At 57.7% G+C, this 25,269-nt stretch carries 21 protein-coding genes and 1 other RNA gene; 9 read left to right on the top strand and 13 right to left on the bottom strand.

Annotation, left to right across the window (positions count from 1 at the left end):
- Positions 1-107: 107 nt before the first annotated feature.
- Positions 108-1,256: a DegT/DnrJ/EryC1/StrS aminotransferase family protein gene (locus F1C16_RS04710; protein WP_185283209.1), complete on the bottom strand. Its 1,149-nt coding sequence runs from the start codon at positions 1,254-1,256 to the stop codon at positions 108-110.
- A 147-nt stretch (positions 1,257-1,403) separates the two neighbouring features.
- Here F1C16_RS04710 and F1C16_RS04705 point away from each other — a divergent pair, with 147 nt between their 5' ends.
- Positions 1,404-2,321 (top strand): DUF6565 domain-containing protein, encoded by a 918-nt coding sequence (locus tag F1C16_RS04705; protein ID WP_185283208.1) that lies wholly within the window; start codon positions 1,404-1,406, stop codon positions 2,319-2,321.
- Between the two features lie 37 nt (positions 2,322-2,358).
- On the opposite strand, the gene F1C16_RS04700 is transcribed toward F1C16_RS04705, so the two are convergent.
- The 5 genes from F1C16_RS04700 to F1C16_RS04680 form a co-directional block, all read right to left on the bottom strand.
- The gene (locus F1C16_RS04700) at positions 2,359-3,291 is read right to left on the bottom strand and encodes a glycosyltransferase family 2 protein (RefSeq protein ID WP_185283207.1); all 933 of its coding nucleotides are present in this window, start codon (positions 3,289-3,291) and stop codon (positions 2,359-2,361) included.
- Positions 3,292-3,324: 33 nt separating this feature from the next.
- Positions 3,325-4,017 (bottom strand): cell division ATP-binding protein FtsE, encoded by a 693-nt coding sequence (locus tag F1C16_RS04695; protein ID WP_185283206.1) that lies wholly within the window; start codon positions 4,015-4,017, stop codon positions 3,325-3,327.
- 89 nt (positions 4,018-4,106) lie between these two features.
- Positions 4,107-4,310, bottom strand: coding sequence for a fructose-6-phosphate aldolase (locus tag F1C16_RS04690; protein WP_185283205.1), 204 nt, complete (start codon positions 4,308-4,310; stop codon positions 4,107-4,109).
- Between the two features lie 154 nt (positions 4,311-4,464).
- An RNA gene (gene ffs, locus F1C16_RS04685) (signal recognition particle sRNA small type) lies at positions 4,465-4,561 on the bottom strand.
- A gap of 117 nt (positions 4,562-4,678) precedes the next feature.
- Entirely contained in the window at positions 4,679-5,071 is a 393-nt protein-coding gene (locus tag F1C16_RS04680; RefSeq protein ID WP_185283204.1) for a carboxypeptidase regulatory-like domain-containing protein, read from the bottom strand.
- 206 nt (positions 5,072-5,277) lie between these two features.
- Between F1C16_RS04680 and guaA the strand changes: the two genes are divergently transcribed.
- Positions 5,278-6,810, top strand: coding sequence for a glutamine-hydrolyzing GMP synthase (guaA, locus tag F1C16_RS04675; RefSeq protein WP_185283203.1), 1,533 nt, complete (start codon positions 5,278-5,280; stop codon positions 6,808-6,810).
- A gap of 89 nt (positions 6,811-6,899) precedes the next feature.
- Here the strand turns inward: guaA and F1C16_RS04670 are convergent, their stop codons facing one another.
- The 3 genes from F1C16_RS04670 to F1C16_RS04660 form a co-directional block, all read right to left on the bottom strand.
- A complete protein-coding gene (locus F1C16_RS04670) occupies positions 6,900-8,768 on the bottom strand; it encodes a DUF4153 domain-containing protein (protein WP_185283202.1) in 1,869 nt (622 codons plus the stop codon).
- A 256-nt stretch (positions 8,769-9,024) separates the two neighbouring features.
- Positions 9,025-10,689 carry a beta-N-acetylhexosaminidase gene (locus F1C16_RS04665; RefSeq protein ID WP_185283201.1) on the bottom strand — a complete coding sequence of 555 codons (1,665 nt, stop codon included), beginning with the start codon at positions 10,687-10,689 and terminating at the stop codon, positions 9,025-9,027.
- Positions 10,690-10,760: 71 nt separating this feature from the next.
- Entirely contained in the window at positions 10,761-11,072 is a 312-nt protein-coding gene (locus F1C16_RS04660) for a DUF6686 family protein (RefSeq protein ID WP_185283200.1), read from the bottom strand.
- 187 nt (positions 11,073-11,259) lie between these two features.
- Here F1C16_RS04660 and F1C16_RS04655 point away from each other — a divergent pair, with 187 nt between their 5' ends.
- Together F1C16_RS04655 and F1C16_RS04650 are read left to right on the top strand one after the other, a co-directional pair.
- The gene (locus F1C16_RS04655; protein WP_185283199.1) at positions 11,260-14,484 is read left to right on the top strand and encodes an AsmA-like C-terminal region-containing protein; all 3,225 of its coding nucleotides are present in this window, start codon (positions 11,260-11,262) and stop codon (positions 14,482-14,484) included.
- Positions 14,485-14,528: 44 nt separating this feature from the next.
- Positions 14,529-15,224: a hypothetical protein gene (locus F1C16_RS04650; RefSeq protein WP_185283198.1), complete on the top strand. Its 696-nt coding sequence runs from the start codon at positions 14,529-14,531 to the stop codon at positions 15,222-15,224.
- 117 nt (positions 15,225-15,341) lie between these two features.
- Here the strand turns inward: F1C16_RS04650 and F1C16_RS04645 are convergent, their stop codons facing one another.
- Positions 15,342-16,040 (bottom strand): DUF1361 domain-containing protein, encoded by a 699-nt coding sequence (locus F1C16_RS04645; RefSeq protein WP_185283197.1) that lies wholly within the window; start codon positions 16,038-16,040, stop codon positions 15,342-15,344.
- A gap of 188 nt (positions 16,041-16,228) precedes the next feature.
- Between F1C16_RS04645 and F1C16_RS04640 the strand changes: the two genes are divergently transcribed.
- From F1C16_RS04640 to F1C16_RS04620, 5 genes are all read left to right on the top strand, one after another.
- A complete protein-coding gene (locus F1C16_RS04640) occupies positions 16,229-17,962 on the top strand; it encodes an ABC transporter substrate-binding protein (RefSeq protein WP_185283196.1) in 1,734 nt (577 codons plus the stop codon).
- A gap of 233 nt (positions 17,963-18,195) precedes the next feature.
- Positions 18,196-19,524, top strand: a complete 1,329-nt coding sequence (hemL, locus tag F1C16_RS04635; protein ID WP_185283195.1) for a glutamate-1-semialdehyde 2,1-aminomutase — start codon at positions 18,196-18,198, stop codon at positions 19,522-19,524.
- A 163-nt stretch (positions 19,525-19,687) separates the two neighbouring features.
- The gene (locus tag F1C16_RS04630; RefSeq protein WP_185283194.1) at positions 19,688-20,506 is read left to right on the top strand and encodes a hypothetical protein; all 819 of its coding nucleotides are present in this window, start codon (positions 19,688-19,690) and stop codon (positions 20,504-20,506) included.
- 122 nt (positions 20,507-20,628) lie between these two features.
- Entirely contained in the window at positions 20,629-21,165 is a 537-nt protein-coding gene (gene dcd / locus F1C16_RS04625; protein ID WP_185283193.1) for a dCTP deaminase, read from the top strand.
- A gap of 193 nt (positions 21,166-21,358) precedes the next feature.
- Positions 21,359-21,913, top strand: a complete 555-nt coding sequence (locus tag F1C16_RS04620; RefSeq protein WP_185283192.1) for a hypothetical protein — start codon at positions 21,359-21,361, stop codon at positions 21,911-21,913.
- A 93-nt stretch (positions 21,914-22,006) separates the two neighbouring features.
- On the opposite strand, the gene gldC is transcribed toward F1C16_RS04620, so the two are convergent.
- From gldC to F1C16_RS04605, 3 genes are all read right to left on the bottom strand, one after another.
- Positions 22,007-22,345 (bottom strand): gliding motility protein GldC, encoded by a 339-nt coding sequence (gldC, locus tag F1C16_RS04615; protein ID WP_185283191.1) that lies wholly within the window; start codon positions 22,343-22,345, stop codon positions 22,007-22,009.
- Between the two features lie 134 nt (positions 22,346-22,479).
- Positions 22,480-23,604: a DNA polymerase III subunit beta gene (gene dnaN / locus F1C16_RS04610; RefSeq protein ID WP_185283190.1), complete on the bottom strand. Its 1,125-nt coding sequence runs from the start codon at positions 23,602-23,604 to the stop codon at positions 22,480-22,482.
- A gap of 231 nt (positions 23,605-23,835) precedes the next feature.
- Positions 23,836-25,179 carry a DUF5103 domain-containing protein gene (locus tag F1C16_RS04605; protein ID WP_185283189.1) on the bottom strand — a complete coding sequence of 448 codons (1,344 nt, stop codon included), beginning with the start codon at positions 25,177-25,179 and terminating at the stop codon, positions 23,836-23,838.
- Positions 25,180-25,269: the final 90 nt, after the last annotated feature.

Here is a 25,269-nt window from a genome sequence, read left to right as displayed (position 1 = left end):
ATAGAACCACCCAGCATACCCTACTACTACGCTTGAAAGCACGAGCGTTACAATTAAGTAAATGCCCTCTTGATAACGCCACCACGGTTGCCTAACCATTTTTACGCTTAATCCGGCGTATGTCCTTCCGGTAACCCAGCCTGAACCGTTTCGGCAATATAGTCTACCTGCTCTTCCGTCAGGGTAGGGTGCACGGGTAGCGCCAGCACCGTGCGGCATAGTTGTTCTGCTACCGGAAACTGCCCTGTGTAGTAGCCCAGGTAAGCATAGGCTGGCTGCTGATGCACTGGCAACGGATAGTACACCGCCGTGGGCACGCCATGCAGGTGCAGGTAGGCCCGCAGCTGGTCGCGGTGGGTTTCGGTGGGTAGGGTGATGACGTATTGGTGGAAGGTATGCGTACTCTGTGGGTCGCGGGCAGGCGGATTTATCCCCGGCATATCCGCGAAAATCGCATCGTAGCGGGCGGCTATCCGCTGGCGGGCAGTAGTCCAGGTGGCAAGGTAGGGCAGCTTCACGCGCAGCAGCGCCGCTTGCAGCGTATCGAGGCGGGAGTTGAGGCCAATGTGTTGGTGGTGATACTTGCGCACCTGGCCGTGGTTGGCAAGCTGCCGTAGCAACTCAGCCCGTGCCGTGTCGTGGGTGAATAAGGCGCCCCCGTCGCCAAAGCCCCCAAGGTTTTTACTGGGGAAAAACGATGCGGTCCCTACCTCCCCTACCGTACCGGCCGGCCGCACCTGCCCATTGCCGAACATGTAGGCAGCGCCAAGGGCCTGCGCATTGTCTTCAAGCAAGGCTACCCCATGTTGGTCGGCTAGTGCCCGTAGTGCTTCCAGGTTGGCGCATTGCCCAAACAGGTGCACCGCCACGATGGCACCCGTGCGGGGCGTGAGGGCCGACGCTACAACTGCTGGATCTAGATTGAACGTGCCGGGCAGCACATCGGCTACCACTGGGTGTAGGCCCAGCACGGCGGCGGCTTCCAGGGTAGCCACGTAAGTGAAAGCCGGCACAATGACCTCCGCGCCGGGCGGGAGTTGTAGGCTCATCAGGGCCAGTTGCAGGGCGTCGGTGCCATTGGCGCAGGGGACTACCGCGGCCCCTTCCAGCTGCTGGCTTAGCTCGCTGGCAAAGGCTGCTACCTCGTTTCCCTGGATGAAATCGCCTGCCGTTAGCACCCGCTGGCACGCGGCGAGCAGAGCAGGTTGCAAGGGCGCGTGTTGGGCCGCGAGGTCCAGAAAGTGAATCGGTAGCATAGCTGGCAAGTTAGTGACGATCAGCCAGCCACCGACACGCCTGTGTCTCGTCTATTCGCAACCCTTATCTATCTATCAGCGTTAAAATTAGCTAATCCCATCGGGTTCAGCACCCTACCAGGCGACTGAGCCGCAACCCTCACTCCTATGCTGAAAAGAACTTTCTCCACCTCTGCTCTCGCTGCCAGCCTATTGCTGGGCGGCCTTACGTTCACGCAGGTTAGCTGCACCGAGAACCAACAGAAAGAAGTGTCGCAGGAAAGCGACCAAGCCTATAACGATTTCAAAAGCTTCGTTGACGAAACGGAGATGAAAGCGCAAAACGTTGCCAACGAAACCGAAGCCGACTATGAGCGCGAAACTGCACAACTGAAAGCCGATTACGATACCAAAGTAGCCGCTGTAGACCGCTACGCCGACAGCTACGACGACCAGCGCAAGCAGGAGCTCGACCAGCTGCGTAGCCGCTACACCACGGCTTCGGATGCCCGCACGACCGCCTGGACCAGCCGCCCCGCCGTATCTGCCGATGGTAGTGCTACCGTGGCGACCGATGGTACAAGCGTTAAAATGGGCAAATATTACAAGCCCATGACGTCGGAAATTGCTGTGATGACGCCGCAAAATGCCCAAGCGAAGTATAACGCCTTCGTAAACATGGTGGACCGTAATAAGTCCAGCTACGATATCGACGATTGGAACAACATCAACGCTGACTGGCGTGCCATGGACGCCCGTTACGACCAAATTAAAGACCAAATTTCGGCTGCCGATAAGCGTCAGATTGCCGAGGAAAAAGGCAAATACGCGGCCTTCAAGTCAGTGGATAAAACCAAAATCCGAGCGGAGCAAGGTGCCAACGCGGTAGCTAACACGGCCGAAGACGTAGCGCATGGTGCTAAGGAAACAGGCAAGGACATTGGGCAAGGCGCAGCCAAAGTAGGCAAAGATGTTGGCCAAGGCGCCAAAGAAGTGGGTAAGGATATTGGCCAAGGAGCAGCCAAAGCCGGTAAAGCCGTAGGCGGTGCCGTGAAAGGCGTGTTTAATGGTAAAGAAAACGAATAGTTCGTTTTCTTTTGCTAAGTCCTGAAGGGCCGGCTGCTTATGCAGCCGGCCTTTTTTTGTGTCTTGCTTTCTCCACCCTGGTCAACTCTTGTAGCACCCAATACAGCTTTAGCAGATCGAAATACACTAGGCGGGGCGTGGCCGAGCATAGGTTGGCGTGCAGATAGGAGCGTAGGCGCCGAAGTAAGGCAGCTACTGGCCGGCGCAGGCCTACCCGTTGCAAGCGTAGAGCCGTGCGTAGCAACTGACTATCGGCCCCTACCCCATCTTTGTGGTACAGCAGTACCAGGTTATAAACCGCTGCCCGCGACTTGCGCAGAAATTCAGGTGCCGGGTCCAGCCCGTCGTGCACCACGGGGTTGTCGAGGTGATGAATGGAGATGCCGGCCTGAGCCAGCTGCCACCCCAGCTTGCTGTCCTCGTGGCCGTAGCGGGTCAGGGCTTCATCGAAACCGAATAGCCGGAACACTTCGGCCCGAATAAGCAGATTGCTCGGAATAAGCTGGGCCGGCGGTAACAAGCGGCGGCGGGCGGCGGGCAGCGCTTCCCGCTGCTGGGTGTAGTACCAACGCAGACGCAAGGTGGGCTCGGTGGGCAGACTAGTGGCGCAGGTGATACCGCCTACCACCACCGACGCCAATGCCCGGGTGTCGTCGTAGCGGGTCAGAAACTGTGCATCGGGTAGCAGAACATCATTGTCGAGCATCAATAGCCACTCGTGGCGGGCAGCGGCGGCCAACTGGTTGCGGATGGCCGCGCGGCCTACGTTGCGCGGAAGCTCGTTGTAGCGCACGTTGGGCAGTAACCCCAATGGGCGGTTTTCAGCCTGAATTTCGGGTCGGGAGGCATCGTCCAGCAGGCATATCTCGACTGGTCCGTCCCAATCGGGCAGATGCATACGCAGCTGCTCTACCAGCGGCGCCACCGCCCGGTTATACACCGGAATCAAGATAGACAGGCTGGATTTCAATTAAAAATTAAGAAGTAAGAATTTTTTTTTCGCCTACTCCCCTGTTTGAAAAGCAGCAGTCGTAGAATCTAGCAGCTGGCCGTCTTGGCAGCGCAGCACACGGCGCGGGTATTGCTGAATAATCTGGTAGTTGTGCGTAGCCATGAGCACGGCCGTACCAGCATTGTTGATTTCCACGAACAGGCGCATAATGCTGTCGGCCACGTCGGGGTCAAGGTTGCCGGTGGGCTCGTCGGCCAGTAATAGCAGGGGCTCGTTGAGCAGGGCGCGGGCAATGACTACGCGCTGCTGCTCGCCTCCAGAAAGCTGATGCGGCATTTTACCAGCCGCATTGGCCAGCCCTACCCGCATCAGCACTTCCGAAATGCGTTGCTTCTTGCGGGCTTTGCCCCGCCAGCCGGTGGCATTCAGCACAAATAGCAGGTTATCGGCCACTGAGCGGTCGAATAACAATTGAAAATCCTGAAAAATGATACCCAGCTTACGGCGCAGGTAGGGCACCTTGCTGGCCGCCAACTTCTGCAAAGGGTAGTCGACCACGGCAGCCATGCCGCCGCCTAGCGGTAGGTCGGCGTAGAGGGTTTTCAGCAGGGAGCTTTTGCCCGAACCAGTGCGTCCTACTAGGTAGGCAAACTCTCCCTTGCCCAGTGTGAACGTCACGCGCTGCAACACGGTATTAACGTCTTGCATAATATAGGCATCGTGAAGCTCAACAACGGCGGACATAAGAAGCAAAAGTTAAAAAGACAGCGTTTAGACGTATTCAACGCTCTCTCTGAGAGTTCAAAAAAAAGCAGTTTACTACACTGCGCAAGTTACACCTCCAGCTTTTGCAGCTTCCCGAACGAGAGGCCTTCGATAACGGCAGCCAGCGGTTCTTCTTTGCCAGCTAGCCCGTAGCGGTGCAAGTCTTTGAGGGGTCGGTCGGCACGGAAGTAGGCAATGAGCACAAATTGCTCGTCGCGCAGCTGGATATAATCCGGAATTTTCGCCTTGCCTTTTACTTTGATGATGTACATGAGGAATGACTGGCTGAATAGCTGACTCTACCGGTCTAGCAGTGATACGCTTACTTTCACTGCGGCGTTCTGTTCCTACCCGCCGGAAAGCAACAATGCCCCAAAGCTACCGGTTTGCGCGGTATGGCGCTACGGGGCGTTGAGGCAAGGACAAAAAAAAGCGAGCCAAAATCGCACCGCTCAACCGCCTACCCTTGCTACCTTCCGGTCCTGGGGGAGTTCAGCAGGAGCTGGTCGTTCTGACTCGCCGGTGCAAAGATACGCACACTATCCGGTTTTGCTGCGCAACAGGGCAATATTTTCTTCGCAACAAGCCCTCTTAGCGCGCAGTAGCCTGATTGTCACGCTGAAAAAAATGCTAATTATAGCTAGTTGCGCTTGCCTTTGCCGTTCCAGTCCTTGTACGCCTTCTTGCCTTGTTTGCGCAGTTGCTTCTTGTATTTGTCGATGGGGGCCAGCGACACAACCGCTTCTCCTGCTTGGGGTACGTCGGCCTGGTTTTCCTCGTAACCGGCACAGTTCACGATCAGCACGGGCTGGGGTTGCCGGGTGGTCAGCAAAAACATGCCTTCTTTGTTGGTAATGGCCGTATTGTCGCGCTGGTCGCCGCGCACCAGTACTGTTGCTCCGGCCAGCGGCGCCCCGGCTATGGTCGTTACCTTACCCGTAAGGGTGTAGGGTGCGCGAGCAGTTTGGCTGGCCTGCGCCAGTACTGGCACCGTGCTAAAGCTGCTCAACAGGAGCAGAAAAAAAAAATACAAGATAAGCGGGGCGGGAAATTGACTTGGAGAAGGAACGCATGTGAAATGGGGTAAGCAGGTAGTACAATGAACTGATATTAAATGTATTATTCCTGCATGGGGAATCCTATACGCCAGTTTACGTACAGATCAATTATTTTCTGATTAGTTACCAAATTCTGCGCCAGCTATACAATCGTTCCATTCTGCACAGTACCTTTGAGCCCATGCCCGAACAGATTCTGATCCTCGATTTTGGCTCTCAGTACACGCAGCTCATCGCGCGACGCATTCGCGAGCTGAACGTCTACTGCGAGATTCATCCCTACACCCACGCCCCGCTCCTCACAGAGGATATCCGGGGCGTTGTGCTTTCTGGCTCGCCCTGCTCCGTGCGCGAGGCCGACGCCCCCAACCCCGACCTGAGCGCCTACCTAGGCCAGGTGCCGGTGCTGGGCGTATGCTATGGCGCGCAGTTGCTGGCCCACCAGAATGGCGGCGAGGTGCTACCCGCTACCATCCGGGAGTATGGTCGTGCCCGTCTCACGCATATCAACCAGCACCACCGGTTGCTGCACGGCCTGGAGCCCGGTTCGCAGGTGTGGATGTCGCACGGCGACACCATCAAAACCCTACCCGACGGTTTCCTGGCTATTGCCGGCACCCCCGACGTGCAGGTAGCTGCCTACGAAATTGAAGGCCAATCGACCTACGGCATTCAGTTTCACCCCGAGGTGACACACTCCACCGACGGCAAGCAGTTGATGAAGAACTTTGTGGTGGACGTGTGCGGCTGCCAGCAGGACTGGACGCCCGAGCACTTCGTGGACGCGATGGTGACGGCCCTCCAAGACACCATCGGCGAAACCGATCAGGTGATTCTGGGTCTTTCCGGCGGGGTAGACTCCTCAGTGGCGGCGTTGCTACTGCACCGCGCCATCGGGCCGCGCCTGCACGGTATTTTCGTAGATAATGGCCTTTTGCGTAAGGATGAGTATGAAGGCGTGTTGGAGGCCTACAAAGTACTGGGCTTGAACGTGCGCGGCGTAGATGCCTCGCAGGAGTTCTACGCCGCCCTAGCTGGCCTCACCGACCCCGAGCAGAAGCGCAAGGCCATCGGCCGCACGTTTATTGAAGTGTTCGACCGCGAGGCGCAGAAGGTGGAAGGCGCCCGCTGGCTGGCACAAGGCACTATCTATCCCGATGTGATTGAGTCGGTATCGGTGAAGGGGCCAGCCGTGACCATCAAGAGCCACCACAACGTGGGCGGCCTACCCGAAAAGATGAACCTGAAGATTGTGGAGCCGCTGCGGGCTTTGTTCAAGGACGAGGTACGCGAGGTAGGCGACGCGCTGGGCCTGCCCCACAACATCCTACACCGCCACCCCTTCCCCGGTCCCGGCCTGGGCATCCGCATCCTGGGCGACATCACCCCGGAAAAAGTAGCCATCCTGCAACGCGCCGATGCCATTTTCATTGATGGCCTGAAAGCGCACGGCCTCTACGAAAAAGTATGGCAGGCCGGCGTGATGCTCCTACCCGTGCAAAGCGTGGGCGTGATGGGCGACGAGCGCACCTACGAGCAGGTAGTAGCCCTGCGCGCCGTAACGAGCGTAGACGGCATGACCGCCGACTGGGCCCACCTCCCCTACGAGTTTCTAGCCGAGGTCAGCAACAAAATCATCAACCAGGTGCGCGGCATCAACCGCGTGGTGTATGATATTAGCTCCAAGCCACCGGCTACGATTGAGTGGGAATAAGAGAAATTTTGAGTTTTGAATGTTGATTTTTGAATGAAAAAAGGCTGCTGGTGCGTTACCAGCAGCCTTTTTTTTACTTACTGTATCTTTCAGTTTTCTCCTACCTCCAGCAACACCCGGCCGCTGTATTCATAGAAGATGGTGTCTTGCTTTTCGTTACGAGTGAGGTCTTGTATGAATAATTGCAGCTGTATTTGATCTTTGGCTGCTTGCAAGTGCAATGGGCGGTCTATACCCTCGTTTCCAGAACCGTACACACGCGCTAATGAATCAGCTAGGGTGCCAGGTGAGAGTGTGAGCTGCGTTTGCCAGCGGTGGTCGGCTTGCCTTTGCTCCAGCAGCAATTGTCGGCCACGGGCGTGAGTGCGCAACCGGAACGCCCCTTTTTGCGTGGCAACTTCGGTTAACACACTGTCTTTTTGCAAAGCATAGCGGTATGATTCCACGCGTCCAAGCCAGTAACGCCCTTGACCTAAGTCGTGGTGTTCGGCGCTGTTATAGAATCTGGCAGTCTGTTGCTCGTTATTAGCAGTGGTATACTGGCTGGTACGCGGCACGCCACTCACCGCAAACGGCCGCTCCTGATACCACTGCTGCTGCTTCCACTCATCCTGCTTTTGTAGTGAGTCGGGCAAACTGAGGGAAGCTGCGAAAAACGGCTGTAGCTGCGTAGTAGCCTCGCGGTCGGCGAAGAACTCGAATATGGAGGTAATGCGCTGCCGGACTTGCAACGACAGTTTCGGCACGCGCTGCCCCGCCCCGTCCAGCTTGCCATCCTTCAGCAAGCCATATTCCGCGCTGATTTCGCGCAGTTGGCTCAGTTGGCTGCGCTGGGCCACGGCAAATGCGCTCCACGGTCCGGCGGCCGACAACAACGCCACCATCGCCAGCGAGGCCGGAATCCAGATGATGCCTTGGCCGCGGCGCACCAGAAAGTACACGGCCATGCAAAACAGCCACGCCGCCAACACCAGCACAAAGTATCGTTCTTCGGTGATGCCGTAGTCGCGGATGCGGGTGCCGATGGCCACAGCCAGCAGCCCAAGCAACGGAAACAGCGCCCGGTAGAACCAGCGCGCAAACGTGCGAATCCAGGTGTTTTCGGCGGCGTGACGGATGGGGTGAATCAGCAACAAAGCAAAGATACCCGCCACAGAAAACGCCAGAATCAGGATGGACACCCAGCCTTTGGGCAGCGTCCAGAGTACCACAATACGGCCCAGGTAGGCGTACAGAATAACCAGGTAGAGGACTACCAGCGGCAGCAGCACAAACTGCGTGAACAGCTTCAGTCCTTTTGGGTAGGGGGCTGTCTGCTCCAGCTCAGCAAAGTTGTGCGGTATGCCGGCCAGGAAAAACCACGTATTAAACACCGTCGCCAGCGTCACAAACAAATAGCCATAGATGTGCTCATCCAGCTTGACATCGAACAGATTATCAATAGCGACCAGCGCCAGCGCACACCCCACGAAGAGCACCCCAGAGTAGACGCCGGCCAGCAGAATGCGCAGAAACAGCGTTTCGTTGTAGCGCCAGAAGCCGGGCGTATCGGCCGAGCGGCGCAGTTCGGGCAGGTAGGGACCAGCGGCCACGGCTAGGTGCATGCCCAGCAACAGCAGCGCCAGCCGCATGCCCCATTCCAGGTTGGGCTGCGCGGGCGCCAGCGCGTACCACAGAACTAGTAATGCTACTACTCCGACCTGCGCCCCCCAGCGCCTCGCCGGCCGCCATCCCCACCGCTCAGTAGCTAGGGCAACCGCCAGCGTACTCGAAAGTCCTAAACCAGCCGCGGAAAGGACCGGGAAAAGCCACTCCAGCTTTTGCTGTTCTTTGTAGTCAAGATGAATGACGTAGATGCCTACCCCGCAAAGCACAAACGCGCAGAGCAAGGTAAGTGGAAAGCGGCGCACCACCCGCACCGCTTCGGCGGCCAGGTGCTGGAGGGAGGGTAGTTTCACGGGGTAGGGATAAAAATAGCGACAATGCAATATAAGCGGTTGCTACCGTGTAGCCGTCTGCTTTCCTACCTCCTCTCAATGAAAGCAGCCCCTTTGCACAGCCGACAAGTGGCTGTGCAAAGGGGCTGCTTTCTAATGTTAAATCCGATTGTCATCCTGAGCGGAGCGCAGCGGAGTGAAGGACCTTATTACGCAAGAGCAACAAACGTAATAAGGTCCTTCACTCCGCTGCGCTCCGCTCAGGATGACAACCGGTTTACTTCTTGGCCTCTACCGGCCACTGGTAGGTAAACTTATCGTTTATGGGCGCGCCGAAGTAGTTCACGTTCAGCAGGTCCAGGCGCTTCTTGTGCACGTCGAGGCGGCGGTTGAAGTCGGCGTAGTTCTTATCCTTTTTGGAAGTCCAGCCTACCTCGGCCAGGGCAGTAGCGCGGGGAAATACCATATACTCCACGTACTCGGGCGTGAGCATATACTCGGTCCAGACGTTGCCCTGCACACCGATGATGTGCTTGGCCTGGGCTGCCGTGAGGCTATCGGGGGTAGGCTCGTACGAATACGACTTTTCGGTGGTGAGAAAGCCGCCGATAGCGATGGGCTGGGTTTTAGGGTCGGCCTGGTAATGGTCGAGGTAGCAGAACTCGCCGGGCGTCATAATGGCGTCGTGGTTTTGGCGGGCGGCGGCTAAGCCGCCTTCGGTGCCGCGCCAGCTCATCACGGTGGCATTGGGCGAGAGGCCACCTTCCAAAATTTCATCCCAGCCAATCATGCGGCGGCCTTTGCTGGTGATGAACTTGTCGATGCGGCGAATGAAATAGCTCTGTAACTCGTGCTCGTCCTTGAGGCCTTCCTTGCGCATCAGGTCCTGGCAAAAGCGGCTTTCCTTCCACTGCACCTTGGGGCACTCGTCGCCGCCGATGTGGATGTACTTGCTCGGGAACAGGTCCATTACCTCCGTCAGCACATCTTCTTCAAACTGAAACGTTTGCTCGCGCGGGAATAGCACGTCCTCAAACACGCCCCATTTGCCGGTCACGGGCACAATCTTGTCGGGGTTGCTGCCCAGGGCGGGGTAGCCCGCCAGCACCGACACGACGTGGCCGGGCATTTCAATCTCGGGCACCACCGTCACGAAGCGTTTCTGCGCGTAGGCCACCACGTCGCGGATTTCGTCTTGGGTGTAGAAGCCGCCATAGGGCTTATCGTCGAACTTATTGTCGGCGTAGCGACCAATCATAGTGTGGTCGCGCTTCGAGCCAATTTGCGTCAGCAGCGGATATTTTTTGATTTCGATGCGCCAGCCCTGGTCGTCGGTGAGGTGCCAGTGGAAGGTGTTCTGCTTGTGCAGGGCAATCAAGTCAATATACTTCTTCACGAAAGCTACCGGGAAAAAGTGGCGGCTCACATCGAGGTGCATGCCGCGGTAGGCAAAGCGCGGCTGGTCCTCGATGGTGCAGCACGGCACAGCCCACGTGACACCTGCCACCGGGGTAGGGCTGAACACTTCCACCGGCATCAACTGCAACAACGATTGCATGCCGTAGAACAGCCCCTGCGGCTCGCTGGCCGTGATGGTAATCTGCTTGGGCGTCACGCGCAGCTCGTAGCCCTCGGCGCCCAGCTTGTTCTTCTTATTGAGGTCGAAAAAGATACCCTGTTTGGCGGAGCGCTTGCCGGTGGCAATGCTGGGCCGACGACCGGTAGCGGTACCCAGCTGCTCGGCCAGCAACTCGGCCACTTGGTGCATCTGCGCATCGGTTTCAGACACGGTAATGGTGAGGTTGGCAGGCAGCGCGAAGGTGCCCGTCTGCTCGCGCAAGTGCGTGGGCTTGGGAATGATGGCGTAGCGCGCCGACGACTGGGCGCAGCTTAGCTGCACAGAGAACAGCGCCACAAGCAGTAGCAAAAGAGAAAATCGCATAAAGTAAGGTGCGGTTGGAGAAAAGAGCGCCCTAGTATACAGCCTTTTGCCGACACTACCCATTTTGGCGCCTACCCCAGCAGGCCTTCTACCTCTAGCAGCAAGGCCGTATTTTCCAAGATTTCGTGCAGCTGCTCCAGCTCCTGCCAGCTGATTACCAGGGCCATACGCTCGGCGGGGGTGCGCAGGGCAATGCAGCGGGCTTCCGGGTCACGGTAGGCGGAGTAGTTGCGCTCGTGCTCCTCCTCAATAAAGCGCCGAAACTCCTGGAACTCTGCCGTGGTAGTTACCAGTGCCAGGTTGCCAAAGCACAAGTGCAGGTGCCGGGTGCGCGGGCACCGCAGGCAGTAGCCAAATGCGTTGTGATGAAAGAACTGCGCCATACGCAACGTGAAAAAGTACGCGAGCTAGATCGCGAGTGAGAAATCAAATCTATTTAGATTATTTCTAAATAAAAAACGCAAACTTTTTTGTCCCCTTATTGCTGAGCTGACCACTCCTACTTTTTTTGCGTACAGTTGCACAGCGCTGGCTACCCTGATATTGCTGCTCTTTGCCTGCCCACTACCTATGAAATTTTTCACCTTCTGGCGGCTGTTGGCGGCTGGCTTTGTGCTACTCCTGTTGTTGCTGCTGGGTGGCGTGTGGCTGCTTGGGTCGACGTACGGACGGGAGCAGGCCAAAAGGCTGCTACGCCAGCGGGTGAGCGAAAACACAGATCTGGTGGTGTCGCGGTTTGAGGTGGATTTCTCGCCCCTGCGCGACTTTCCGCACTTCACCATCTCGGTGCGCAACTTTGGGCTGACCGATACGGCTCACCAGCAGCTGGTGCCCGTGCTGCGGGTAGGCCGCGCCGATGCCCATTTGGAGCTGAGTCAAATCCTGCGCGGCAAGGTCCGCGTGACCCGCTTGCAGCTCACCGACGTATTTTTTCATCAGCAAGTCGATTCGCTGGGCCGCCAGTGGGACCTACGCGGCAAACGGCGCCACGAGGCCGGCTCTGGTCCGCCCCTCAACTTCAAGCTGGACTCGCTGGTGCTTCGGCGTCTGCACCTCTCCACCCGCAACGACTACAAGCACAGCACCTTTGCGGCTATGATACATCAGGCGCGCCTCTCGGCGGTGGTGTACGATGGGCAGGCCCGCCTGCGCGGCACGCTGGCCGGGCAGCTGCAATACCTGCGCACGCGGGGCAACACGCTTTTTGCGCAGGAGCCAGTGCAGGCGCAAATCCGCTACCGCTATGATTTTCGGCAGCGCCAGGGCAAGCTCTGGCAGACCTACGCTACCCTCAACGGCGACACTGTGCGCGTGGGCGGCACCCACACCGCCGCCACCGACCGCGAAACCGGCTCGCGTCTCAACCTGCGCATGGTGGGCCAGCAGCCGCTGCTGGATGTGTTGCGCACTGCCCTACCCCCCAACCTGCACGCCTACTTGGCTGATGCGCACAGCCCCAGCAAGGCGCATATCCGTTACACCATTCAGGGCTTGAGTGGCCCTACCACCCGTCCCCACAACGTGCTCACGTTTCGGTTGCGCAACGCCCGCGTAGTGTGGCCCGATTCAGGCCGGGCCATCCGGCGCTGGGACCTGCTGGGCCGCCTAGACAATGGCCCGGCCCACGCCCCGGCTACCACTACCCTCTCCCTACCCCGTTGCCGCATCTACTCCTCAGCCGGAAAGCTGGATGCCGAGCTAACGCTCCACAATTTTGTGCGTCCCTACCTGGTGGGCCGGGTGCGTGGCCAGACTGAGCTGCGCAGCCTGGCCACTATTGTGGCTCCGGGCTTGTGGAAGGCCCAGCAAGGCACTGCTACCCTAGATTTGCGTTTGCGCGGGCCGCTGCCTACCGGGCCTAATCCCGCCCGTGCCCTACCCGCCATGCGCATGCACGGCACCATAGGGCTGCACAATGCTAATTTCGTTGTACCTACCCGCCACGCCCACATCACCAACCTGAACGTGCAACTGGGCCTACAGGACAGCCTCTGGACGCTGCGCAACTTATCGGGGCAGTTGGCCGGGATGCGTTTCCGGGCCAATGCCCGCACGGTGTATTTGCTGGATTATCTCACCGACCAGTACCCAACTACAACTGTGTCGGGCCGGTTTGTGGTGGAGGAGTTGCACGTGCCGCGCCTGCGCTACCTGCTGGCTAGGCCGGCACAAAAACGCATTAAGGCGGCTGGCAAGGGCAACGCAGCCAAAGCTATGACCCGTTATGCTAACCTGTTCCCGACGGGCCTGCACCTGAATGTGCAGCTACGCTGCAACCAGCTAACCCTACCTTCCGATACCCTGCACGACCTGGCCGTGCAAGTGCGCCATGATGGGCGACGCGTACAACTCACCAACCTGACAGGACGTGTGTGGGGTGGGCAAGTCAGCGGACAGGCGAGCTGGCCCACCGATACTACCGGCAAAATCAGGCCCGTGGACGCGCAGCTGGCGTTGCGTTTCGGGACCATCAATTACCGCCAACTCCTCACGCGCCTGAGCCGTCCCGCAGGACAGAAACGCGCCGCCCGCCGCGCCGCCGGTGCCGACCCTGACCCTTCGCTGCGCGAGTTGTTGCTGGAGTCGAGCGGACAGCTCACGTGTGAAATAGACCGGGTAAATCTGCTTACAGGTGAAAATCTACGCAAGCTGCGGCTGCGCTTCGATAAGCAGGGGCCGAGCCTGCGTGTGCCCTACCTCACGTTTCGGACCAGCGACGGGGGCACGGGCCGGGCGCAGGCCCGCGCCGACATTGAAGGATTGCGCCTCACCTCAGCCCACGCCGACGTTGATTTCACCTACCGCACGCTCAACGTACAGCGGCTGCTACGGCTGCTGGCGGGCCTCAACCCACCCGACGACTTATTTGCCCCGCGCAGCCCGGCCAAGCGGGCGGCCCGACGCGCGGAGCCCGCCTGGGGCGTGTCGCCGCTATTCGATGGGACCATTACGGCCCAGGTGCGCGTACGCGCCGACCGGGTGCGTTACGCCGTGTTGCAGGGCACCCAGTTTCGGCTGCGCTCTACCCTGCAAGCCGGCTCGGCGCGGGTGGAAGAGTGCACGCTTCAGGCTTTTGGGGGTGATGTGGCACTGCGCGGCCGCCTGCGCACCGATGCTGAGATGGGCCACCACCCCCTGCACGTGCAAACGCGCCTGCGCAACGTGCAGCTCCCCGCCCTGGCCGAGGTGGCCGAAGTACTCAACCTGAATGCCCTGAGCAGTGCCAACGTGCGCGGTACCATGCAGTGCGAAGCCGACCTGCGCACCGACCTCGACGCCGAGTTCCTCCCCCACCTCAGCCAAACCCTGGGCTACCTCAAAACTGACATCCAAAACCTGGAATTGCTGAACGTGGTGGTGTTGCAGGATGCGCTTAAGCTCATCAGCAAGGAGCGGGCCGGGCACCTGTACTTCGAACCTGTGAAAGCCGAATTCTTTCTGGACCGGGGCCGTATCCTGATTCCGCACTTGCCTTTGCACAGCAACCTTACCAGCATGTCGGTGAGCGGCACGTACTCGCTGAATGGCCCGGCCAACCTGTATGTAGGCTTGAACCCCTTTCAGGCGCTGTTTGGCAATAACCAGAAGCGAGTGGCGCGCATTCAGGCGGGCAAGCGGGTGCGGGCAGTACGGCAATTACTCTACGTGAACCTGCGGCGTGAGCAGCCCGGCCCTTTCAAAGTGCGCCTGTTTAAGAAGAAGGAACAACGGGAACAACAAGCTATGATTGAGCAGGAATACCGCACACTATTGCGTCAGCAGCCATTGGATACTACCATGCGATTGTTGCAGTAAATAGAATATTGTGCAGTTGATCATTGCCCATTCTACAGCTTGTCGTGCAACGTTTCCAAGCAATTCCTTCTCTACTGTCTATTCATCCTCTTATTGTTCTTTGCGATATGATTAAAGCTTATCACTTTGCAGGCAGCATATTGCTGCTATTGCCAGTTGCGGCAACGGCTCAACTCACACCTTCTTACCAGCAAACCGCACCATTAGTAAAATCTTCGGCACTGGCCCCGAAGCCTTCTTACCTGCGGTTGGGGGTAGGTACTGCTTATGATGTAAACGGATATTACCGTTGCACACGCTTGGCGCTGGAATATGCCCCTACCCTATCTCAGCATTTTGGAGCAGCCGGCCGGATAGTGGGTGTTTTTGGCAACCCCAGCGATAAGCTGCAACGGCAGTTACCTAACCAGAACTATAAGGCCGGTTTCATAGAAGCAGAGGGCGTTTACTACCCATTTGGCACCGATAAACGCGTATTGTTTGGGGTTGGTGCTGGCGGATTTGCAGGGTATTACGAAAAGAATGACTACAATTATTTAAAGGCTACCTCCGGGCAGGTAACCGATTATTTGTTAGTCTCTTACCGAGGCCCATACGCGGGCGTCCTCTTTTCTCTCAATCTCGACGCTGCGGTTGGTGCAAGACAGCTGTATCGTGTAGGCGCGAAAGCCACCGTGCAAAACGGTATAAATGGCGGCAGAACATCTACCTATAACCTTACCCTGGCACGACGCCTATGACCTAGCTTATTTTTAGTAGCAAAACGGCCCTACCTATGATCAAAAGCCTACTCCCCGCTGCTGTTTGCATTTGTGCGAATAGCAGCGGAGAGTAGGCTTTTGATGGTTCTGGATCTGTTAAAAATTGGCTGTTTCGTCGCTACGAAGCTGCCCTAACTGCCTCACCGTGAGGTAGCCCAGCAGCAAAAACACCCCGTAGAGCAGCGTGACGCCCCAAGTGCCCAAGTGAGCAAAAGGATGCAGGATGCGGCTCATAATATCATAGAACAGCATGAGTGGATTAGTGATAATGTCCCAGCTATTGAAGCGCAGGTAGCGGCCCAGATACACGCCGAAGCTACTGAGCAGCAGCGCTACGGTAGCAAATCCCCAGCCCACGGCCGCACCCAGGCGGCGCTGCACCAGCATTTGCATATCCAGCAGGGAGGCGTAGGCCAGCATCAGGCCGTTCCAGGCGCAGGAGAGCAGCAGGGCCAGGTCGTACCAGTAGGGCACTCCGGCGCGGGGCGTGAGGTGGAACAGGTCGGTGAGGATGTAGGGTGCGTTGGGGAAAAACAGCAGCCACACCGCCCCTACCGGCAGCAACACCCGCGCCCGCAGGGGACGGTCGGTGAGACCCAGCAACATGCTCAGGCCAAACGGTATAAAGGCCAAAAACAGGTTCCAAAGCAAAAATACGAAGGTCAGCTCCCGGGTATACACCACGCGGCAAGCAATCAGCATAAAGCTGAGGGCCAATGAGATGCCCAACAGTAGAATGAGCCCGAGGCGCCGACGCAGAAACGGCGCGGGTGCGTGTAGAGTAGTTGTGGCCATACGCTAAAGACGGCGCCGAGCCTATGGCGCCGCGGCCGGCTACCTGCCGGCTTGTTTCTCCGAAGATACAACGCCCGGCTCGAAAACCCGGCGTAGCACCGGCCCGACTTCTGTAATACCTTTGCGCCCGCTTCCGCCGTACACTCCGGCAAGCTTTCTCCCTTTTCCCTGATTTCTGCTATTTCGCTATGCGGCCTTTTTCTTTTATTCGACTGCTTTGTGTGCTGGGTAGCGCCTTGGCACTTCCCAACGTAGGCCACGCGGCCTGGGGAGCGCCCTTGCAAACGCCTACCCCTGCCACCCCCGAGCAGAACACGCGCTACCAAAACGGCAAGCTTCTCCTAGACCAGGGCAGCTACTTGCTAGCCATGAAAGAGCTGGAGCCGCTCACGCCGCCCGCTGCCCGCTTCGAGCGTGCCCCCGAAGCCGCCTACCTCTACGCCGTGGCTGCCACTCGCCTGAAAAAGTGGCCCGAGGCCGAGCAAATGCTCAATCTGCTGCGCACCGAGTACCCTACCTCCGCGCTGGTCCCCGACGCCCTGTACCTGCAAGTACAGGTTTCGTTTGAGCAAGGCGAACCCGACAATGCCTTGCGCACCTTGCAGCAGCTACCCGCCGGCAAGTTGAAGGCCGAGCGTGAGGCTATGGAAATCAACTACCTGTCGCGCCTTAATGACCGCGCCCTGTTTCAGACGCTGTTGCAACGCTATCCGCAAAACGCTACCCTGGGCCGCGTCTACGCCGACAAGCTGCTGGGCGGCTGGTACACACCCGCCGATAAGGCAACACTCGCGCGGCTGGTAGAGCAGTTCAAGCTGGACCCTACCCGCTACACGCCCCGGCAGGTAGGCGCTGCCAAAAAGAACAGCTACAACATTGCGGTGCTGCTACCCTTTGAGTTCACTGATGTTGCTCAGGCCCGCCGCACGCAGTTCGTCACGGACCTATACGCCGGCATGCGCCTGGCCCAGGACTCGTTGCAGCGGGAGGGCCGCCCGGTGCAGGTATTCGCCTATGATACCGGCGCCGACACCTTGCAACTCAAGCGGGTGCTGGCCCTACCCGAGTTGGCTTCAATGGATCTGATTATCGGGCCGGTGTATAAGTCGGGCAGCAAGATTCTGGCCCGCTACGCCCAGCAGAAGCAGATTATTACGGTCAATCCATTGTCGCAGGACGGGGAGCTGGTGCAGAACAACGCCTGGCATTACCTCTACGAGCCCAGCTCCGCCACCCAGGGACAGCAGGCAGCCCGCTTTGCGCTAAATACCTTCACCAACCGCACCGCCGCTATTCTTTACGACAACACCAGCGACGACGCGGCCTTTGCCCAGGCCTATAAAGCGGCCTACGAGGCGCAGGGTGGCAAAGTGAAGCTCATGCGCCGCGCCGTGGGCACCACCACCGATTCGGTGTTTGCGCAAGGTTTCGTAGGCTTCGATCTGAAGTCGGTGGGGCACTTGGTGGTGGCCTCTACGGGCCGGCGGGCGGGACCGTACACCTTCAAACGCTTGCAGGCCCAGAAGGTAACCATGCCTATCATCACCTACGCCGCTTGGCTTGACAATCCTAGCGTTAGCCTCAACCAACTTGATGCCCGCGACGTGTATATGCTCTACCCCCACTACCTCGACCCCGGCGCCGTGGGCGTACGTCGCTTCCAGCAACTCTACGCGCAGCAGTACAACCTGCCGCCGTCGGTTTTTGCCAACATGGGTTTCGAAATGCTGTACTACTTTGCCCAGCGCCTGCACGATGCCGGCCCGGCTTTTCAGCAGCAATTGTCTGATTCCGGCCCGGTTTCGGGCGCGTTGTTCCAAGGCATCGGCTACCCCGGCGGCGCCCACGACAACCAGTACGTGCCCATCGTGAAGCTGGAACGCATGAACGTGGAAGTGCAGAACCCCGTGGGTCAGCAGTAATTTTCAATTTGTCATCCTGAGCTTGCGAAGGACCTTCTCACGGCTGAATGAGTCGTTGTTACGATAGTCGTTCAGCCGTGAGAAGGTCCTTCGCAAGCTCAGGATGACAGATGATGATGGAGCGACACGAATGATAAATAGCAACCTTTTTCCCTTTCTACCCGCATCTTTCCGGCCTTTTGGCTGTTCTACTTCTTTTGCCACTACACGGGCTTCGGCCCTTTTCTGATTCTATGCTTTCTTCTGATTCAACGATTTCTCCTACCCTGACGCATACCCAAAGCGCGGCTCTGTTTGAGCAGGCTAAGCACCATATTCCTGGCGGGGTTAACTCGCCGGTGCGGGCGTTTCGGGCAGTGGGCGGCCATCCGGTGTTCATGCAGTCGGCGCAGGGCGCGTGGCTGACGGACGTAGACGGCAACCGGTACATGGACTTCATCAATTCCTGGGGGCCCATGATTCTGGGCCACGCGCCAGAGGTGGTGCTCACGGCCGTGCAGCAGGCCCTACCCCACTCGCTGTCGTTTGGGGCGCCTACCCGCCGCGAGGTGGAAATGGCCGAGCTGATTAAGGAGATGGTACCGAGCATCGAGAAAGTACGCCTGGTAAACTCCGGCACCGAGGCCACGATGTCGGCCATTCGGGTGGCGCGGGGCTACACCGGCCGCGCCAAGATTCTGAAGTTTGAGGGCTGCTACCACGGCCACGGCGACTCTTTCCTGATTGCGGCCGGCTCGGGTGCCCTCACCCTCGGCACCCCCGACTCACCCGGCGTTACCAGCGGCGTGGCCCAAGATACCCTTACCGTACCCTACAACGATCTGGAGGCCGCCCGCCAGGCCATTGAAGCCAACCCTGAGCAGATTGCGGCTCTCATTTTAGAGCCGGTAGTCGGCAATATGGGCTTGGTGGCCCCTGCCGACGGCTACCTGCAAGGCCTGCGCGATTTGTGCACCCAGCACGGCATCGTGTTCATTTTTGATGAGGTGATGACTGGTTTCCGCCTTGCGCCGGGTGGTGCCCAACAACGCTACGGCATTGTACCCGATATGACTACGCTAGGCAAGATCATTGGCGGCGGTATGCCTGTAGGCGCCTACGGTGGCCGCCAGGACATTATGGACCAGGTAGCGCCAGCTGGCAAGGTATACCAGGCGGGCACTCTTTCCGGCAACCCTATTGCCACGGCTGCTGGCCTAGCGCAACTGCGCTACTTGCAAAACCACCCCGAGGTATACGAGCAGCTAGAGCGCACCACCACCCGCCTCACCGACGGCACCCGCCAGATTGCCGCCGAGCTGGGCCTCAACTACACCGTGAACCAGGTAGGCTCTATGTTCAGCCTATTCTTCACCGACCAACCCGTAACAGACCTCGAAACTGCCAAACAAGCTGACTTAGAAGCCTTCGGGCGCTACTTCCGCGCCATGCTCAACCGCGGCATCTACTTGGCCCCCTCACAGTTCGAGGCGCTGTTCGTGTCTACCTCTATCACCGATGAGCTAGTAGAGCAGTACCTCACCGCCTGCCGCGAGTCCTTGCGCGAAGCGCACGGGATGTAGGGGTGGTGAAATTGTGAAGTAGTACGTAGTGAATAAAAAGTACGTCTGTCATCCTGCGCTTGCGCAGGATGACAGACGTACTTTTTATTCACTACGTACTACTTCACAATTTCACCACTTCACCTCTCTCCATTGCCTACCTTTGCGGCAAATCTGCGCCGCTATGTTTCAAGTCCGTTGTTTGTTTTTAGTTGTATTGCTGACGTGGTTGGCGCCGGTGATGGTATGGGCGCAAGTTGAAACACCTGCTGCGGCCAACAAGCGCCTGTTCGACCGCACTGTGGACGAGTTGAATTTCCGCACCATGGAAACCGTCTACGACAAAACGTTTACGCGTCGCAAGTTCCCGGTGTCGTTGCGCACGCAGCAGCAGCGCAGGCAGTTCGACGACTTCAACGGTAATGCGGACCTGAAAAAGCTGTTTTTGAACTACAACGACTTGTCGGAGCGCTTCAAAAACCGCTTTGGCAAAGGCCGCACCGATCTGGCCGAGTTTGAGCGCCAACTCAATGGCTTGCTGATCGACAAGAATTTCGAGTTCTTCATTAGTGTCATCCCGCGCGACGAACGCATTGCGCTTATTCGCGCCGAGCAACGTATCATCAAGCAGGCCACCGCTCAGTTCAACGCCTCGCAGGACCCCACGCCCGATGAACTGGCCACTGATGCCGCTACCGTGCCACCGGCTGATGCTACTACCCTACCCTCCGGCGATGCCTCGGAGCTAGAGGACGTAGCGCCCCAGCCCGAGGTTGTAGTGCCTAGCTCCGGCGGCCCCATCATCCGCTCGGCCGACGTTCCCAGCACCCACGACTGGTTTGACTATCTCACGCTAGCATTGGCCTTGGGCAGCTCCTTAGGCCTGCTCTATGTGCTCACCAGCGTGCTGCCCGAGATGCGCGCCCGCCTCAACGAGCTAGATCCTACTCACGCCACCCGCTCCTCCGACTCACTTCCCTCCGACCGATACGAGGACGAATAGGTTTAATTAATAATTGAAAATCAGAAAGTAAAGGATAAGGCATATATGCAGTTACAACAGCCATTTGACTGTCTTTACGCTCTCCATTCTTAATTATTAATTCTTAATTTTTAATTGAAAACATGATTCTTACCGATCAGCAGATTCTCGCCGAGATAGAGCGGGGCAATATTGTCATTGAACCGTTTGAGCGCAACTGCCTCGGCACCAACTCCTACGATGTGCATTTGGGCCGCTACTTGGCCACGTACAAAGACAGTGTACTAGATGCTCGTAAACACAACGAAATCAGCACGTTTGAGATTCCGGAAGAAGGCTTCGTGCTGGAGCCCGGCGTGCTGTACCTGGGCGTGACGGAGGAGTACACTGAGAGCCACGCGCATGTACCCTTCCTGGAAGGCAAGAGTAGCGTTGGCCGCCTTGGCATTGACATTCACGCCACGGCCGGCAAGGGCGACATTGGTTTCTGCAATACCTGGACGCTGGAAATCAGCGTGTCGATGCCTGTACGCGTGTACTACGGCATGCCAGTGGGCCAGCTAATTTACTTTGCCGTGCAAGGCGACGTGCAGACGTTTTACAACCGCAAAGCCAACGCCAAGTACAACGACCGCACCGACAAGCCCGTGGAGTCGATGATGTGGAAAAACAGCTTTTAGAGGACATCACTACCCAATAGTTGCCTGCGTACCGGGTGAGGCACAAGCTTGAGCGCTACCCATTGCAACCCAGTTGTTTGCTACTTCAGCTAAACTACTTCGCGCCCGTATGCGTTAGAAAGAACATGCTGGCGGGTAGCGCCTTGGCTATACTGGCTGGTATTTGATGTTGAACTGCTCCTACTGTATACTCATGAAAAAGCAAATTGCTACCGTTGCGCTGGTCTTCGTAGCCGCTCTTGGCGCGCAGGCGCAGCAGGTTTCTACGGTTATTCCCCGCGATAAAACGCAGAGTACGCCTCGCCTGAACGCCCAGGAAATCAAAGCCGACCGCCTCTCGGCCCAAATGGCCCGCGACCTACGCTTGAATGGTTACCAGTCGGGTCGGGTACAGGCTATTAATGCTGCTCAGGCCAAGAAAATGGCCACTATTGCGCAGCAAAACGCGGGTAACCAGAAGGCTATTGATCAGCAGTGCGACGAGGTGTGCCGGCAACGCGACGCCGCTTTGCGGGGCGTGCTGAGTAACGATCAGTACACCGACTATTATGGCCAGCGCGCTGCCTACAACAAAGTCGCGAAGGATTTTGCCATGCAAAACGCCGATGCTCAGTTCGTGAAATCAGTGCGTGACCCGGCACCAGTTAGCTCCAATGGCGCCACTATTAGTCCTGCTAGAAACACCACGGATCCGCGCCCGGCCGCTACCCGCGCCCGCGGCGCTGCAAAGGCCGACGGCAGCCGTTAACAACCGATACTCCGTCATACAAAAGGCCCCGCCAACTACATGGCGGGGCCTTTTGTATGGTAGGTATGATAGATAGAGCAATGGGCGCAACGCTTACTTGGCTTTGCGCTCTTCTTCTTCGATATGGTCCATCAGCTCACGACACACTTCGCGGATGCGCCGGGCCATTTTATCATCGCTGGTAGCGGTTTGCAGGCTCTCGGCCATGGCACCCATCGTATCCACGTAGAAACGCTTCATGTCGTCTACGGGCATGTCTTTGGTCCACAGGTCAATCTTCATGGTGCCGCGCTCGTCCCGGTCCCACAGGGCAATATTGATAGCCTTGGCAAAGTGAATGTTTGGCCCCGCATCGGTGGCCTGCCAGCTAATGGCCTCGGGTACCTTCTGGTCGTCGAGGGCAATGCTAAAGTGAATTTCGGACTTCTTCATAGTGAATGAGTAAATGGTTGAATGGCCAAATAGTTTTCTATTTGGTCGTTCAAAAGAAAAAGCAGAATGGTTTAATACGAAAAATGGTCAGCCGTGCGTACGACCAACCATTTAACAATCAAACTATTCAGCCCTTATACATAGTTGTTCAGCATCACGGGCATCACCAGCATTAGGATGTTTTCGTTGTCATCTGGTGTGGTGGGCATCAGCAGGCCAGCGCGGTTGGGCGTGCTCAACTCCAGCGTAATCTCCTCAGAGTCAATATTCGACAGCATCTCTTGCAGGAAGCGGGCATTGAAACCGATTTCCATGTCTTCGCCATCATATTGGCAAGCCAGCACCTCTTTGGCTTCGTTGGAGAAGTCTAGGTCCTCGGCCGAAACCGTCAGCTCGGAGCCGGCCAGGCGCAGACGCACTTGGTGGGTGGTTTTGTTGGAGTAGATGCTGATGCGCTTCACCGTATTCAGAATCTCCTGTCGGCCGATGATGAGGCGGTTGGGATTGCTCACGGGAATTACGTTCTCGTAATCGGGGTAGCGCTCATCAATCAGGCGGCACACTAGGCGCATCTGGTTGAAGCTGAAGAAAGCGTTAGAAGTATTGAACTCCACCGTTACGGGCGTAGCCTCTGAGGGTAGGGCGCCTTTCAACAGATTGAAGGCCTTGCGCGGAATAATGATGTTGGCGGTCTGGCCCGCGCCCACATCCGAGCGACGGTAGCGCAGCAGGCGGTGGCCGTCAGTAGCCACAAAGGTCACCTGGTTGTCGGCCAACTGCACCAGGATGCCCGTCATGGCCGGGCGCAGCTCGTCGGTGCTTACCGCGAAGATGGTCTTGTTAATAGCCCGTGCCAGCGACGACGACGGAATTTCTACCGGCGCCGAGCCTTTCACCACCGGCACGCGGGGAAAGTCGGTGGCATTCTCACCGGCCAGCTTGTAGCGGCCGTTTGAGCTAGCAATTTCGATGGTATAGGTTTCCTCATCCAGCGTGAACGTCACGGGCTGGTCGGGCAGGTTTTTGAGCGTATCGAGTAGGATGCGAGCCGGGGCGGCAATGCGGCCGCTTTCGCGGGCCTCCACGGGCAGCTCCGTTATCATCGACGTTTCCAGGTCAGAGGCCGTAATCGTCAGCTTGCCGTCCTCAATTTCGAAGAGAAAGTTCTCCAAAATAGGCACCACGGGGTTGTTCGTGACTACGCCATTGATGCTCTGGAGCTGCTTGAGCAAGGCGGAAGACGAGACGATAAATTTCATATCGGCGGGGTGTTTGGGCTTTAGTAAGTAGAGAGCAAAGATAGGAAACCGCTACCGGAGTTTTTTACTTGCCGGAACGTCATTTCATGTTGAACGTCATTGTGTGCAGCACCTTCTTTTAAATCGAACGTCATTCCGAGCTTGCCGAGGAATCTCGCGTGTTGATGGTGGATACTATCTCACATCAACACGCGAGATTCCTCGGCAAGCTCGGAATGACGTTCTTCTACCCTACCGCTTGTTCACATCCACCGACTGATAGCCAATGAGCAGATCGGCGCGGGTGCCAGGTGGGCGGTAGTACACCAAGAGGTCGTACTGGTTTTCGGTTTCTTGGTGCGAGCCTTCCCACATCACGCTATTGGGTCCTTGGGGAGTTTGGGTGGCGTAGATGTAGTTATAGTAACCCTGCTTCAGCAGCACGGTTTTGGTGTAAAGCTGCGCTGCGGCATCGTACGTCAGCCGGAACTCGTCGCGCAGTTGCCAGTCGGTGAGTTGGCCCAGCACGTACACCGGGCCGGGCGCGGCCTGCTCAGCGTGCAGTTGAAAGGTGACGTTGGCGTAGTCGGCATTGGTGTCGCCGTTGCCGTACTCGCGGCTCTCAAACAGGCGCTGCCCATTGATGTCGGGGTACTGGGTGTAAGCCTCCCCGGCGCGGCTGGCATCGGGGTTGAGCAACACGGCTTTCGGCACCGATTGCTGGTCTAGCTTCAGCATCCCTACCCCCATCACCTGCAAGGAGCGCATATCAAACGGCCGAAACTCGCTAAGCCCTGGAAACGTGTTTTCGAAGTTAAAGTACTGATACTCCAACCGCTGCTCTGCGTCCCGCACGAAGGTAGGGCGCAGGTTGTACTTGGCATTGTCCCACCGAAAGTTCTGGCGCAGAATCACTTTCAGCTCCTGCGAGGGGTTGATGATGGGGTAGCCCGCGTAGCTGATACCGAAGTTGAGCTGTTGCAGGGTATAGCGTTCAGCACCCGCCGCAATAGGGCCCGGCTGCAAAAACAGCTGCACGTTGGTATCATACACCAGCAGGCGGCGCGAGAGCAGGGGCGTGTTGCCGGGCCCCTGCACCACCAGCAGGTAGTTGCCGCTGAGCTTCACGCGCGGCACTTGCAGCTTGTAGTGAAAGTAGGGCACCTTCGTGCCTACCGACGTGCGGTAATCGGTAATGAGCTGGTCGTTGATCTGGTCCAGAAACTGAATATCCGTCAGAAGCGACGGCTTCCAGTCCACGTCGCAGTGGATGAGCTTGGCCGTGAGGCGTTGGCTCTGGCTGCCCAGCACATCAAACTCCAGCAGGATGGGTAGGCCCTGCGAAAGCGGCACCACGGGCGGCTGGAAGATGTCGGTGTTGCCGCTTGTGCCCACGTAGCACTGCACCGAGCGCACGTTGGGGTCGTAGATGTAATCCTGATAGCGCAGGGTTTTGTCGGCGTAGTACTCCGGCGTGGTTTGCTGGCCGGGGGTAGGCGCGGCCTGGCGCGTGGTATCGGTGCTGGTAATAGGCGTGCCCAGCGGTACGCAGCCGGCAGTCAGGAGTAGGGAAAGCAGAATCGGAGAAAGGCGCATAATGCGAATGTACGGCTGGGTGGGCATTTTGCTATTGCAAAGGCTACCGCATCACAAGGGAATCAATTCTCTCTCAAAAAGCGAAGCCTG

It is taken from the genome of Hymenobacter sp. NBH84, assembly GCF_014217645.1.
Classification (GTDB): domain Bacteria; phylum Bacteroidota; class Bacteroidia; order Cytophagales; family Hymenobacteraceae; genus Hymenobacter; species Hymenobacter profundi.
This window is presented reverse-complemented; position numbering and strand designations above follow the sequence as displayed.

Excerpts from the sequence above, each read along its gene's own strand:
- F1C16_RS04710 (WP_185283209.1), bottom strand. The coding sequence starts at position 1,256 with ATGCTACCGATTCACTTTCTGGACCTCGCGGCCCAACACGCGCCCTTG.
- F1C16_RS04705 (WP_185283208.1), top strand. The coding sequence starts at position 1,404 with ATGCTGAAAAGAACTTTCTCCACCTCTGCTCTCGCTGCCAGCCTATTG.
- F1C16_RS04695 (WP_185283206.1), bottom strand. The coding sequence starts at position 4,017 with ATGTCCGCCGTTGTTGAGCTTCACGATGCCTATATTATGCAAGACGTT.
- F1C16_RS04690 (WP_185283205.1), bottom strand. The coding sequence starts at position 4,310 with ATGTACATCATCAAAGTAAAAGGCAAGGCGAAAATTCCGGATTATATC.
- guaA (WP_185283203.1), top strand. The coding sequence starts at position 5,278 with ATGCCCGAACAGATTCTGATCCTCGATTTTGGCTCTCAGTACACGCAG.
- F1C16_RS04665 (WP_185283201.1), bottom strand. The coding sequence starts at position 10,689 with ATGCGATTTTCTCTTTTGCTACTGCTTGTGGCGCTGTTCTCTGTGCAG.
- F1C16_RS04660 (WP_185283200.1), bottom strand. The coding sequence starts at position 11,072 with ATGGCGCAGTTCTTTCATCACAACGCATTTGGCTACTGCCTGCGGTGC.
- F1C16_RS04655 (WP_185283199.1), top strand. The coding sequence starts at position 11,260 with ATGAAATTTTTCACCTTCTGGCGGCTGTTGGCGGCTGGCTTTGTGCTA.
- F1C16_RS04645 (WP_185283197.1), bottom strand. The coding sequence starts at position 16,040 with ATGGCCACAACTACTCTACACGCACCCGCGCCGTTTCTGCGTCGGCGC.
- F1C16_RS04640 (WP_185283196.1), top strand. The coding sequence starts at position 16,229 with ATGCGGCCTTTTTCTTTTATTCGACTGCTTTGTGTGCTGGGTAGCGCC.
- hemL (WP_185283195.1), top strand. The coding sequence starts at position 18,196 with ATGCTTTCTTCTGATTCAACGATTTCTCCTACCCTGACGCATACCCAA.
- F1C16_RS04630 (WP_185283194.1), top strand. The coding sequence starts at position 19,688 with ATGTTTCAAGTCCGTTGTTTGTTTTTAGTTGTATTGCTGACGTGGTTG.
- dcd (WP_185283193.1), top strand. The coding sequence starts at position 20,629 with ATGATTCTTACCGATCAGCAGATTCTCGCCGAGATAGAGCGGGGCAAT.
- F1C16_RS04620 (WP_185283192.1), top strand. The coding sequence starts at position 21,359 with ATGAAAAAGCAAATTGCTACCGTTGCGCTGGTCTTCGTAGCCGCTCTT.
- gldC (WP_185283191.1), bottom strand. The coding sequence starts at position 22,345 with ATGAAGAAGTCCGAAATTCACTTTAGCATTGCCCTCGACGACCAGAAG.
- dnaN (WP_185283190.1), bottom strand. The coding sequence starts at position 23,604 with ATGAAATTTATCGTCTCGTCTTCCGCCTTGCTCAAGCAGCTCCAGAGC.
- F1C16_RS04605 (WP_185283189.1), bottom strand. The coding sequence starts at position 25,179 with ATGCGCCTTTCTCCGATTCTGCTTTCCCTACTCCTGACTGCCGGCTGC.